This window comes from Rhodospirillaceae bacterium (genome assembly GCA_018662005.1).
GTDB lineage: Bacteria > Pseudomonadota > Alphaproteobacteria > Rhodospirillales > JABHCV01 > JACNJU01.
Genome location: JABJHA010000004.1, coordinates 250,936 through 263,630 on the forward strand (window position 1 = coordinate 250,936; position 12,695 = coordinate 263,630).

Genomic DNA, 12,695 nt, shown 5'->3' on the forward strand with positions numbered 1-12,695 from the left:
CATGGAAACCGAAAACCCCGAAAACCCCGAAACGCCGGAGACGACGATCTCGTTCGAGAAAGCTTTCTTCGGAAAAGTCGAGGGTAGCTATTTCAAGCTTCTTGAGGATACCGGCGACGCGGTCATGATCATGCCCCTTGAAGGCGGTGATGTGTCGCTGAAGTTGGGCGGCATCAAACACGAACTTGAGCTGGGGCCTGACGATCACGACAGCAAAACCCTCGATACGATAGCCGAAGCGTTGAAATATGTGCGCGGCATCCGCATCGGTGACCCGGTGCCCAGTGAATTGTTAAGCGGCGAGGCATCGTGGGAAGTCTCCGACAAGGACCGGGCGACCGCCCATAACAGGGTGACCATGCAACTGGTGTCGTGGATGTCCGGCGACGAAACGCTGGTCACCGAACCCGATCAGCTGGCGCAAATTGTAGAAGATCCAAAAACCCGTGAGAAAATCAATGCGGCCTTTGTTGAAGCAGCTGAAAGTCTAGGGCTGGGCAAGGACCGAACCGAAGACGTGGTATCGCTGGTCGGTAATCTGGCCGAAGAGCTTTCCTATATCGAAACCCTGCGCAGCAAACTTCACAAGGTTGAGGATATTCATAAAAACGTGCTTGAGCTTGAACAAAAATACAAAACCGAATTAAGCATTATGGAAACCATCGCGCCGGTCACACGGCTGTTCAAGATCGCCCTTGAAGGCCTGCAGGAAAGTTTTCAGGAGATTGACGCCCAGACAGGGGAAATCCTCGCCGTACTGAAAAATATTGCGGCACAAACCAAGTTTATTCGCACCACCCGTGATGACCTGCACCGCAGGCTATGGGCCTGGGAAGGGTTGATTGAGGATTGGAGCATGGCGATTGTCAAACGCTCGCCACAGAATGAGCATCTTCTTGCCGAGCTGTACCGCTTTCTGGCTCAGCGTTTCCTGCCGACCCAGGAATGGGAACTGTTTACCAAGGCCCAGGACAAGACCGAAAAGCTCTCGACCCAGAAAATGTGGTGATGGCGAAAAGAAAGGTCATCCCCGAAAAAAGCCTGCTTCGCGGGCTTGTCATGAAACTGGCGACCCTGGTGGTCTGGGGCGTTATTGCGGTTGGCGGGCTACTTGCCTTCTACGCCTACGATCTGCCCGATGTGGATAAGGCCCTGGCCGCAACGCGCCGCCCGACGATCACCATAAGGGCCGGGGACGACAGCCATCTTATGACCTTGGGCGATATTCACGGGCTGCCCGTTGGTCTCAATGAATTGCCACCGGCTCTTTCCCAGGCCGTGTTGGCGACGGAAGATCGGCGTTTTTATTCTCATTTCGGTATCGACTTGATTGGTTTGGCGCGGGCAACTTACGCAAATATCAATGCCGGTCGTATTGTTCAGGGGGGCTCGACTCTGACCCAGCAGGTCGCCAAAAACCTGTTTTTGACACCGGAACGAACCTTGAAAAGAAAAGTTCAGGAACTGCTGCTGGCCTTGTGGCTGGAGCAGAAGTTTTCCAAAGATCAAATTTTGACGGTTTATCTAAACCGGGTTTATCTGGGTGCCGGAACTTACGGGGTCGAGGCGGCGGCAAAGCGCTATTTCCGAAAATCAGCGCGCTCTTTAAACACCTATGAGGCGGCGATGCTGGCCGGATTGTTGAAAGCGCCTTCACGCTACAACCCGGCGGCAAGCCGGAAACGAGCCCACGAGCGCACTGCTCAGGTTCTCGCCAACATGGTTGCCGCAGGCTACCTGACGGAGGGTGACAGGGCTTCTCTAAAAGCCGGGGCGGGTTCGGTCAAGCCTGTCAAAACATCACGTAAATCCCGATATTTCAGCGACTGGGTTTTGGCCCGGGTCTCTGATTTCGTGTCGCCGGGTGATACGGACATTATTGTCCGCACGACTCTCGACCGGGCTCTTCAGGCGGACGCAGAAAAGGCCATTGCCCGGGGCCTTAAAGGCGGGAAATCCCTGAACGTCGGCCAAGCGGCGCTGATCGCCATGAGCACCGACGGGGCGGTTCGGGCTATGGTTGGCGGCGCCGATTATGGACTCTCACAATTTAACCGGGCGACACAGGCACGGCGGCAGCCCGGCTCGGCCTTTAAACCGGTTGTTTTTCTTGCCGGTCTCGAAGATGGCCTGTCCCAGAACAGCCCCCTGATTGACGAGCCTTTGACGATTGAGGATTGGAGTCCAAGAAATTTTTCCCGAAAGTATCTGGGGCCCATCAGTATGGCCGAGGCACTGGCCAAGTCGGTCAATACAGTGGCCGTAAGAATTTCGGAAAAAGCCGGTCGCGAGACGGTCATTAACACTGCCCGCAGGCTTGGCATTACCTCTGACTTGCTGGCAGCACCCAGTCTCGCCCTCGGTGCCAGCAGCGTCTCTCTCATTGAAATGACCGCCGCTTACGGGGTTTTTGCCAGTGGTGGTTATGGGCTGTGGCCTTACGGTATTGAAGAAATTCTCGACGGCGAAGGACGTGTTCTTTACCGGCGGCAGGGATCGGGACCGGGTCGCGTGATCGATAAGGCATACGCCGGGGCGATGAACGAAATGCTCGCCGGGGTTTTGGAAACCGGTACCGGCAAAGCGGCAAACTTCAAGCGTCCCCTGGCCGGTAAAACCGGGACCAGCCAGAATTTTCGTGACGCTTGGTTTATCGGCTATAGCGCCGATCTGATCGCCGGTGTGTGGATGGGCAATGACAACCAGAGAGCCATGAAAAATGTTACTGGTGGCGGCATCCCTGCCCGAACATGGCGGCAGTTCATGATCGCGGCACATGCCCGCACCCCTGTCCGGGCCCTACCCGGCATTGGCAAACAGCTTCCCGTCAAGGAAGCGGAGCAAGCGCCTTCCGTGCCACTTAAAGATAAAAAGAAAGGTTTCTGGGATACCGTGTTGGGCGTCTTTACCGGCACTGAAGATTAGGGCTTTTCACCAGCCAGCTTGGCAATTGTATCTGTTGTTGAATGTCCGGGGGCCAGTTCGGCCAGCACAACACGCCCGCCATAGGACTTGACGATGTCGGCGCCGACGACCTTGTCGACGGAATAATCCGCACCCTTGATCAGAACATCGGGACGGAGTTCCTCAATCAGTTTAAGCGGCGTTTGTTCGGAGAAAATAATCACCAGATCGACCGATGCCAGTGATGCCAGCACGGCGGCGCGGGCGGCTTCGGTCTGGATCGGGCGGTCATCGCCTTTCAGCAATTTGACCGAGGTATCGCTGTTCAGTCCGACAACCAGTTTCCCTGAAGCCTCGCGGGCCTGATTTAAAAGCGAGATATGACCAGGGTGGAGCAGGTCAAAACAACCGTTGGTGAAGCCGACGGTTTGGCCACTGCGACGCCATCTGTCGATCTGGTCGAGTGCCGGTTTCAGGGCCATGACCTTGGCCTCGGCATTGTCGCGATCCTGATGGTGCAGGCCCGCTATGACGTCGGCTGCGAAAGCCACGGCGGTGCCGACTTTACCAACGACGATACCGGCGGCAATGTTGGCAAGGGTGGCGGCGTCTTCAAGATCGCCACCAGCGCCCAGTGCCGCGCTGAGTGTGGCGACAACCGTGTCGCCCGCTCCGGAGACATCGAAAACATCCCGCGCCTCGGTTTTCAGGTGGGACAGGGAGCCATCCCGGTTGAGCAGGGTCATGCCGTCCTTCGAGCGGGTGGCCAACACTGTGCCAAAATCGAATTGGTCGATCAGTGATTGTGCGGCCAGAGTCGCTTCCTCATCACTGCCCGTTGCCATCGCCGTCGCCTCGCCCAATTCGTGCCGGTTGGGGGTGATCACGTCGGCACCCCGGTAGCGGCTGTAATCGGTTCCTTTTGGATCGACGATAACGGTCTTGGAGGCGTCCTTGGCCGCCTTGATAAGCTGCTGGGTAGCCTTTTCGGTGAGTACCCCCTTGGCGTAATCCGATAAAATAACGGCGTCACAATCGGCCAGCGCCTGGCTAGCGGCGGCAATCAGCTTGGCTTCCATATCGGCGCTTAAGGGAAACACGGTTTCCAGATCAGTGCGCAGCATTTGCTGGGCGCCTGCCAGGTAGCGTGATTTTGCCGATGTTCGTCTGCCGCCGTCATCGACCAGGGGCAAGTCGGTGATGCCTTCCTCGGCGATCAGTCTTTCGATTTCGCCGCCGTTATTGTCTTTGCCGATAACGGTGACAAAACGCACAGCTGCGCCCAGTCCGACAAGATTGCGAACAACGTTTCCAGCGCCGCCGAGCATGGTCGCTTCGCGTTCCAGTTTTAAAACAGGGATCGGCGCTTCGGGCGAAATCCGGCCAACGGACCCATAATGGAAATGATCAAGGATGACATCGCCGACGCAAAGGATCTTTGCGGAGCTAAAGGTTTCAACCAGGGAGATGAGACTGGCACGGGAACTCATAACAGGTCGAGTTCCTTCTCCAGTGCGCCACACAGCATGTGACCGATGAGAATATGCATTTCCTGAATACGGGCTGTTTCGGTGCAGGGGACAATGATAAGCGGTGTGGCGAGGCCCGTCATGCGGCCCCCGTCACGACCGGAAAAACCGGCAGCAACAGCGCCCTTGTCTTTTGCCATGCTCAGGGCCCGGATGACGTTTTCGCTGTTTCCCGATGTGGAAATGGCGATCACCACATCATCTTTCCCGACCAAAGCCTCGACCTGGCGGGCAAACAGATCATCAAAGCCGAAATCATTGCCGATGGCGGTCAAGGCGGATGTGTCGGTGGCAAGCGAGATGGCCGGGATAGGCAGCCGGTCCTTGATGTAGCGGACGCTCAGTTCGGTCGCCAGATGCTGGGCGTCTGCAGCGCTTCCGCCATTGCCAAAGAAGACAATCTTGCCGCCCTTGCCGTGCGCCGCCACGCAAGCTGCGAGCAATTGCGAGAATGGCTCCGCGATCATTTGTCGGGTCGCCGCAAAGGCTTCCGCGTGGGCATCCATCTCGGCATCCATGTAGGCAGTCAGGTCCATGTTGCTTCCTTCTTAAGAAAGATCAATCCGGTGTCCATCGCGCAAAGATTCCATGATAGCGACGGTCGCCAGCGACGTTTCAATTAATTCAGCCTCGTCAATAGGGGCCGGGCCACCACTGGTGACGGCGCTGACAAAACTCGCCAGCGAAGATTTAAAGCCCTTGTCCTGGGCGCGCGCGCACGGCTTGTTGAGCTTGCCGTGCTCGGCAATGGTATAGGACTGGAAATTATCGATGGTGACAACACTGCCACCGGCGTACGCCTCGATCAATTCCTTGGAGTAGACGCTGTCACCCAAACCCGTATAGGCGATGGTGGCAAGTGAGCCGTCGGCAAAGCGCAGGCCGACGTTGAGATCATCGCAAGCCCCACCTGTGACCTGGCCTGCATCGGCCTGAACCGAAACAATCGGCGAGCCGATGAAATAGCGGGCGAGGTCGACAAAATGGCAGACTTCGCCAAGAATGCGCCCACCCCCTTCGTCGGCGGCGTGAACCCAGCTTTCAGGCGGAATGTGGCCGGCGTTGATTCTGAGCAACAAATACTTGGTGCCCTGATGACGCTCAAGCCTGCCGCGGACCATTTCGGCCATCGGCGCGAAACGGCGGTTAAAGCCGATCTGGAAAAACCCGGCACTGTTGTTTCGTGCTTCGATGACGGCATTGATGCCCTCACGGCTTAGGGCAAGCGGCTTTTCAACCAACACCGACTTGCCCGCTTGCAGGGCCCGGGCGGTAAGGTCGGCATGGCTGTCGTGGCGGGTGGCGATCAGGATGGCGTTAATATCGGGATTTTCAAGTACCGCCTCGCTATCGGCCGTGGCATTAAGGAAGCCAAAGGTATCACCGGTTTTTTCCGCCGATGCGCCGCGCTGGGTGGCCACGGTGTGCAAGGTGACGGCGGGCATCTTTTTTAATTCCGGTAGCAGTACCGATCTGGCAAAGCCACCCGCACCGATAACACCCAGAACGCATTTGTTTTCCGTGTTGGTCAGTTTGGGGGCGGGGAAAGTGGTTTGTTGCTGCGGTGCGTCGGTTCGGTAGGTCAGGACGACGCCAAGATGAGGGATCGCCCCACTGGTGACCAGATCGTAGGCTTTTTCCGCCTCCTCAAGCTTGAAGGTATGGCTGGTCAGGGCGTCGACGTTGAGGCGACGCTCAAGGGATGGTGACATCAGGCGCAGACACTCGCACAAGTTTTCAGTTTCCGTCCAGCGCACCCAGCCTTCCGGATACTTGACGCCGCGGCCCTCAAAATCAGGGTCATAGCGGCCCGGCCCGTAGGAGCGCGAAACCACAAGATTCAATTCCTTTTGCATGAATTCCCGGTAGGGGAACTCGGTACCCGTCAGGCCGACCATGCAGACCCGGGCCCGGTCGCGGGCGATAACCCCGGCAACTTTGAACGGCTCGCTGGATTCGGTGGCTGCCGAGATGATGATGCCATCCATGCCGCGCCCTGCGGTCAGGTCACGAACAGTTGTCTCGACATCGTCGCCACCCAGATCATAAGTCGCTTCGGCACCCATGCGGCGGGCCAGGTCGAGGCGTGGCACATTGTAATCAAGGGCCAGAACCCGAACGCCCGAAAGGCATAACAGGCGAATGACCAACTGGCCCAACAACCCCGCACCGATCACCGCGACGCTTTCGCCGAACGATGCACCAAGATTGCGCACCGCGTGCATGGCGATGGAGGACAAGGTGCCGAAACAGGCTTCTTCATAAGACACATCGTCGGGGATCGGGGCCGCCAGAGCTTCCGGAATGACGTTCAGTTCGGCGTGGTTGGCAAGCCCGGCGCCAGCGACGGCGACACGTTGACCGACCCGGAAACGTCCTTCAAGGCCCGCGCCAACAGCAACCACATCACCGGCGGCTGAATATCCCAGCGGCAGTGGCTCATCGAGGCGGGCGAGGACGGAGCGGATGGTTGCGGCGACACCGTCGCGTTTCGCTTTGGTCAGAACTATTTTGACCAGATCGGGTCGTTCGCGGGCCTTGCCGGCAAGACTTTTGCGGGCGAATTCGACAACCATACGTTCGGTACCGGCTGAAATAAGCGAGGCACGGGTGCTGACAAGGATATTGCCGGCCTTGACGGTCGGTTCGGGAACTTCTGTCAGGTTTAGCTTTCCGGTCCGGGTGCTTTGAATAACTTGTTTCATTGCAGTGTTTTACTCTGATTTCATGGGCAGATGCAAAGACAGCTTTATTGTTTCTGGCGCGGTTGGATAAAAAAAATTGCGAAATCGGACTTTGTCATGCCCGGTTTAGGAATCTAGACTGTCGGTTACCAATGATTCGAATATGTAACCTGGTACAACCGGGGCAGATAAATAATGAATATTTTATGGTTGCCATCTTTTGAAACGGGCATCGCTGATATCGACGATGATCATCGGGAACTGGTTGAGTCGGTCCAGGAAATCGAAAAAAACCTGGCGGCCGGCGATATTAAAAAATGCTCAGACCTGTTTCATCAATTTATCGAACAGGCGGCGCATCATTTTGAAAAGGAAGAAGCTTTTCTGGATTCGATTGATTTTCCCCGCCTTCAATTCCACAGCGCCGTCCATATGCGGCTTCTGGAGATGGGCAAGGAAGCCCTGAAAATTATCGAGACCAATCTTGACCAAGAAGCCGCGAAAAAATGCCTTGAGGAAATGATTTATTTTCTGCTTGAAGATGTTATCAAGGCTGACGCTGAATTTAAATCCTACGCCCAGAAAAAGGGCATTTTCTGATAAGTCCGTCATATGTGTGGTATTGCTGCCCTTTATTCCTATGCCGCTGATGGTCCGCCCGTCCAGCAGGACGTGCTTGCGGCGATCAATCAGGCGATGGTCCGCCGTGGCCCCGATGGCGAGGGCTTGTGGATGTCGGATGACAGGCGAGCAGGGCTTGCACATAAAAGACTGGCGATCATCGATTTAAGCGCCGACGGGGCGCAGCCGATGATCATGGAAACCCCGCAAGGTCACCTGTGTATTTCCTTTAACGGCGAAATTTATAACTTCAGGGAATTACGCCGCCAGCTTGAAACCGACGGGGTGCGCTTTGTCAGCAACTCCGATACGGAAGTCCTGCTGCACCTATACCAGCGTGATGGCCGGGCGATGACGAAACACTTGCGCGGCATGTTCGCCTTCGCCATCTGGGACGAGCAGCGTCGGGGAATGCTGTTGGCGCGCGATGGTTTTGGCATCAAGCCGCTTTATTATATGGATGACGGCAAAACCATTGGCGCCGCCTCACAGGTCAAGGCGTTGCTGGCGGGTCAAAAGGCGGCGGGACGATCCCGCCCGCAATTCGATGCCGCCGGGCATGTCGGGTTTTTCCTGTTTGGATCGATTCCCGAACCGCACACTTTATATAAAGACATTCGGGCCCTGCCGGCGGGCACGACAATGTGGATTGATGGAAATGGAGTAGGCCAACCTGAGGCGTTCTTCGATGTTTCGGACGCTTTGGCCAGCGCTGACGCCAATGCCGCCACCATCGATCTGGCGGAAGCCTTGCGGGACAGTGTCAGACATCATTTTGTCGCCGATGTTCCGGTCGGGGTGTTTTTGTCCTCGGGGCTGGATTCCACGACCCTGGTTGGCTTGTCTTCGGAATTACAAGGGGCCGGGCTGGATACCCTGACCCTGGGTTTTGAGGAATTCAGCGGTACGGAAAATGACGAAGTGCCACTTGCAGAAGCCGTCGCCGCAAGCTACGCCACGCGTCAACATACGGTGCGCGTTTCCGGCAGGAATTTTGCTAATGACCTGAGCGATGTTCTTGAAGCCATGGACCAGCCGAGCATCGACGGGGTCAATACCTACTTCGTCGCCAAAGCGGCGGCGGGCGAAGGATTAAAAGTGGCGATTTCCGGTCTTGGCGGTGATGAATTGTTTGCCGGATATAACAGTTTTTCACAAATCCCGGCCCTTGTTGGCGGCCTTGGCGCGATCCCTGGCATCGGTGGTGTAGGCCGAATCCTGCGAAGCCTGACGGCCCCCTTGGGGGGCACGATCATGGGTCCGAAAGTGCCCGGGCTGTTTGAATATTGTAGCGGTTATGGTGATGCGTATTTGCTGCGTCGCGGCCTTTTCATGCCCTGGGAACTGCCTACGGTGATGGATGGTGATATGGCCCGCGAAGGGCTTGCGACATTAAACGCCCGTCAACGCCTGAAGAATTGTCAGGCACAGGTTAGCGCCCCCAAGGCCAAGGTAGCGGCCCTCGAGATGGCCTGGTACATGCGCAACCAATTGCTGCGGGATGCGGACTGGGCGGGCATGGCCCACGGTTTGGAAATCAGGGTGCCCTTGGTGGATGTGCAACTGTTCTCGCAGCTTGCCGGTGCGATCGCTCGAGGTCAGGGGCCGGATAAACAGGCGATGGCGGCAACCCCGAAAAAGCCCTTGCCAGGTCAGGTGTTAAGAAGGCCGAAAAGTGGATTTTTTGTCCCCGTACGTGACTGGCTAGGAGGCGACGGTGTTCAGGAAAGGGGTCTGCGCGGTTGGGCCAAAAAAGTCTATCAAGCGCAAATTCTATAAAATATCCCTGAAATAGGCGATGGTCCGCTCAAGGCCTTCTTCAAGTTCGATGGTTGGTTGCCAGTCCAGAGTCTCTTTAGCCATGGAAATATCGGGGCAGCGCTGTGTCGGGTCATCCTCAGGTAGCGGCTTTTCGATCAAGTTTGATGATGAGCCGGTTAACTTCAACACTGTTTCGGCCAGTTGGCGAATGGTGAACTCATTGGGGTTGCCAAGGTTCATCGGCCCGGTTAAGGGGTCATCGGCGGCCATCAGGCGCACGAAGCCTTCAATCAAATCATCCACATAACAGAACGAACGAGTCTGCTGGCCTTCCCCGTAAATGGTAATCGGCGCGCCTTTCAGGGCCTGGACGATAAAGTTGGAAACCACACGCCCGTCATCGGGCAGCATCCGTGGGCCGTAAGTGTTAAAGATGCGGGCGACCCGGATACTTAAGTCATGCTGGCGCAAATAATCGAAAAACAGGGTTTCGGCGCAGCGCTTGCCTTCGTCGTAGCAGGCCCTGGGACCAGTGGTTGAAACCGAACCCCGGTAGCTTTCGCCTTGCGGATGAACTTCCGGATCGCCGTAGATTTCACTTGTCGAGGCCTGAAAAATTCTGGCTCCGGTCCTGTTGGCGAGATCAAGCATGTTGATGGCGCCGTGGACCGATGTTTTTGTCGTTTGCACCGGGTTGGTCTGGTAGTGGATGGGCGAGGCGGGGCAGGCCAGGTTGTAAATTTCATCGACTTCGATGTACAGCGGAAAGGTGACGTCGTGGCGCTGGATTTCAAAATACGGATTGTCCATGAGGGCGAGAATATTATCGCGGGTTCCGGTATAGAAGTTATCAATGCACAGGACATCGTGGCCATCCGACAGCAATCGCTGGCACAGATGAGAGCCTAAAAATCCTGCGCCCCCGGTCACTAAAACCCTTTTTCTATTGCTCACGCTGATCTCTCTTGAACGTTAAAGGCGGTTTGAAACTTCGAGAACCTATCACCGCAGTGGCTTAAGTCCAAGCCGCCTTGAAAATACCGGTCATGTAGAAAGAAACCACCGCTCCTGGCCTTCAAGAACAAGGCATGTCAGCACATCGGTTCGCCAGGCACCGGTATCGATACCAATTCGGTTGGCTCTGATCGAAGGCAGACTGGCGACGGAATGACCGTGGATGATCACTTTGCCGAAATCGGCGTCGGATTTCAGGAACTCATCCCTGATCCAGATCAGATCGGGTTCTTTTTGCGCCTCCAGGCTGACGCCGGGCTTGATTCCAGCGTGGGCGAACGCATAGTCCCCTTCCAGGTAGATTAAATCCAGAGACGCCAAAAATTCTATATGCGACCCTGGCATGGCGGCGCGCATTTCAGTACGGGCTTTCTCCACGACTGCGTCGGTAACCCTGGACATGGCAAGATTCTTCACGTTCAGACCGTAACTTTTCAGGGTTTCCCGGCCACCGTTTTTCAGCCACGAGATCATTGCCCCCTCGCCATCAAGAAACTGCAACAGCATGTCTTCGTGATTGCCCTTCAGGCAAATCATCTGAAATCCCGCAGGCGGCGGCATACTCAAGAGATCCAGCACGCGCTTTGAATCCGGCCCCCGGTCAACATAATCACCCAAAAATATCAGAATTTTGTCATCTTCCGTGGGTGCGTCTTCGGCGTCGACCCCGATCATTTCCAGCAATTGCTCGAGCAGATCAAAGCGCCCATGGATATCCCCGATGGCGTAAAGGCGTTTTCCCGGCGGCAGGGCGGGATTCGCGGGTGTGATGCCCTGTTGTATCATGATCATTGGGGAATATATGATGGCATGGGGTTAAAATCGCAATATTTAGCTAAAAGGTAAACAAAGCCTTTTGATAAGTGACTATTAACGCTTTTCCCGTAACGTCATTTGTTTATATGTGCGGCTTTCAAGGACTTTAGAAGAAAGATGGTTCAAACGGGCACCGTCATGACCTTTCCCGGCTCGGAAACGACGAGCGAGGAAACACAGCTTATTACCCGGTTACGGTTTATCGAGGATGACCGTTCGGGGCACTACGTCGTGCATATTCATCTTTCGGGCCTACGTGCCTCTAACCGAAAGCCGCACTTTATAAATATTGCCGCCAAAACGTTCGATGATTTGCTGAGCAATTTTGATGTTACCCTTTTCAAGCTGAGCAATGCCGATCTGGTGTTGTTGTGCAAGGACGTACCGGTTGAGGAAATTGACCCGCCCATGCACAAGGCGCGTCAGCTATTTAGTGAAGATCCGTTGACTGATAGCGAAGACGGTTCAATCGATGATCGTTTTTCGACCTGGTATGATCTTGTTCAGCAGGGTGACTTTGCCTCGTTTGTTGAAAACATCGAGCTGCTTTCCGAACAGGCTGCTGAACGGTTGCGCAAGGCCAGTGAAATGCTTTCCTCGAATTCCCTGCCAGGGGAGGATATGCGTCCTGCCGATATCACAGAGATTACGCTGCGTCTGCAAACGGTCGAGATCGAAGATATCATTCATTCCCAAACCGCCGTCGTTATCGAACCGGAGGGAAAAGGAAAAATTTTGTTTCGCGAACAGTTTGTCACCATGGTGGAGTTGCAAAAACGCGTTGCACCCAATATCAACCTGTTTGCTTCCAGCTGGTTGTTTCAATACCTGACTGAAACCATTGATCGACGCTTGCTTGGCGTTATCGGTCAGCGTGATTTTGAATTTTTAACCGATTCGATCAGTTTGAATCTTAATATTTCGACGGTTTTGGGGCGGGAATTTCAACGTTTTCATCAAACGGTCGGGGCTCATTCCTCCAGCATCGTTGTTGAGTTACAACTGATTGACGTTTTTTCTGAGATGGGTGCCTTTGCGGACGCCCGCGATATGCTTCAGGAAAATGGCTACCGGGTTCTTATTGACGGCCTTAATCCTCTATCTTTGCAATTTTTAGACCCGGCCCTGCTGGAAGCTGACATGATCAAAGTGAACTGGGGACCGGAGTTCATCAATGAAGATTCTGCCGATCGGGTCGGGGACATGACCCAGGTGGTGAAAAATGTCGGAAAGGACAATGTCATTCTGGGGCGTGTCGATTCTGAGGAGGCGGTAGTCTGGGCCTTGGGCCTTGGGATCAACCGTTTTCAGGGTTTCTACGTTGATACCCTTGTCGATGCGATGATGGTCAAGGGGATCCTCTGAA

General features: G+C 55.2%; 10 protein-coding genes. 5 read left to right on the top strand and 5 right to left on the bottom strand.

Annotation, left to right across the window (positions count from 1 at the left end):
• The first annotated feature begins 1 nt into the window (after position 1).
• Positions 2 to 1,009 (top strand): hypothetical protein, encoded by a 1,008-nt coding sequence (locus HOL66_02490; GenBank protein ID MBT5243097.1) that lies wholly within the window; start codon positions 2 to 4, stop codon positions 1,007 to 1,009.
• Positions 1,009 to 2,925, top strand: a complete 1,917-nt coding sequence (locus HOL66_02495; protein MBT5243098.1) for a PBP1A family penicillin-binding protein — start codon at positions 1,009 to 1,011, stop codon at positions 2,923 to 2,925. Before HOL66_02490 ends, HOL66_02495 begins: the two co-directional genes overlap by 1 nt.
• Here HOL66_02495 and rfaE1 read toward each other — a convergent pair.
• Genes rfaE1 through HOL66_02510 form a run of 3 tightly spaced genes read right to left on the bottom strand, consistent with a single transcriptional unit; the run spans position 2,922 to position 7,138 of the window.
• Entirely contained in the window at positions 2,922 to 4,394 is a 1,473-nt protein-coding gene (gene rfaE1 / locus HOL66_02500) for a D-glycero-beta-D-manno-heptose-7-phosphate kinase (protein ID MBT5243099.1), read from the bottom strand. The two genes, HOL66_02495 and rfaE1, sit on opposite strands and share 4 nt — an antisense overlap.
• Entirely contained in the window at positions 4,391 to 4,969 is a 579-nt protein-coding gene (locus HOL66_02505; protein MBT5243100.1) for a D-sedoheptulose 7-phosphate isomerase, read from the bottom strand. The genes rfaE1 and HOL66_02505 overlap by 4 nt, the downstream gene beginning before the upstream one ends.
• 12 nt (positions 4,970 to 4,981) lie before the next feature.
• Complete coding sequence (locus HOL66_02510; protein MBT5243101.1) at positions 4,982 to 7,138, bottom strand: Gfo/Idh/MocA family oxidoreductase; 2,157 nt, start codon at positions 7,136 to 7,138, stop codon at positions 4,982 to 4,984.
• Between the two features lie 174 nt (positions 7,139 to 7,312).
• Here HOL66_02510 and HOL66_02515 point away from each other — a divergent pair, with 174 nt between their 5' ends.
• A complete protein-coding gene (locus tag HOL66_02515) occupies positions 7,313 to 7,717 on the top strand; it encodes a hypothetical protein (GenBank protein MBT5243102.1) in 405 nt (134 codons plus the stop codon).
• A 12-nt stretch (positions 7,718 to 7,729) separates the two neighbouring features.
• Positions 7,730 to 9,517, top strand: a complete 1,788-nt coding sequence (gene asnB / locus HOL66_02520) for an asparagine synthase (glutamine-hydrolyzing) (protein ID MBT5243103.1) — start codon at positions 7,730 to 7,732, stop codon at positions 9,515 to 9,517.
• Here the strand turns inward: asnB and HOL66_02525 are convergent.
• Positions 9,512 to 10,459: an SDR family oxidoreductase gene (locus HOL66_02525; protein MBT5243104.1), complete on the bottom strand. Its 948-nt coding sequence runs from the start codon at positions 10,457 to 10,459 to the stop codon at positions 9,512 to 9,514. The two genes, asnB and HOL66_02525, sit on opposite strands and share 6 nt — an antisense overlap.
• A gap of 84 nt (positions 10,460 to 10,543) precedes the next feature.
• Positions 10,544 to 11,305 (bottom strand): serine/threonine protein phosphatase, encoded by a 762-nt coding sequence (locus HOL66_02530; protein MBT5243105.1) that lies wholly within the window; start codon positions 11,303 to 11,305, stop codon positions 10,544 to 10,546.
• Positions 11,306 to 11,446: 141 nt separating this feature from the next.
• Between HOL66_02530 and HOL66_02535 the strand changes: the two genes are divergently transcribed.
• Positions 11,447 to 12,694, top strand: a complete 1,248-nt coding sequence (locus HOL66_02535; protein MBT5243106.1) for an EAL domain-containing protein — start codon at positions 11,447 to 11,449, stop codon at positions 12,692 to 12,694.
• Position 12,695 lies beyond the last annotated feature (1 nt).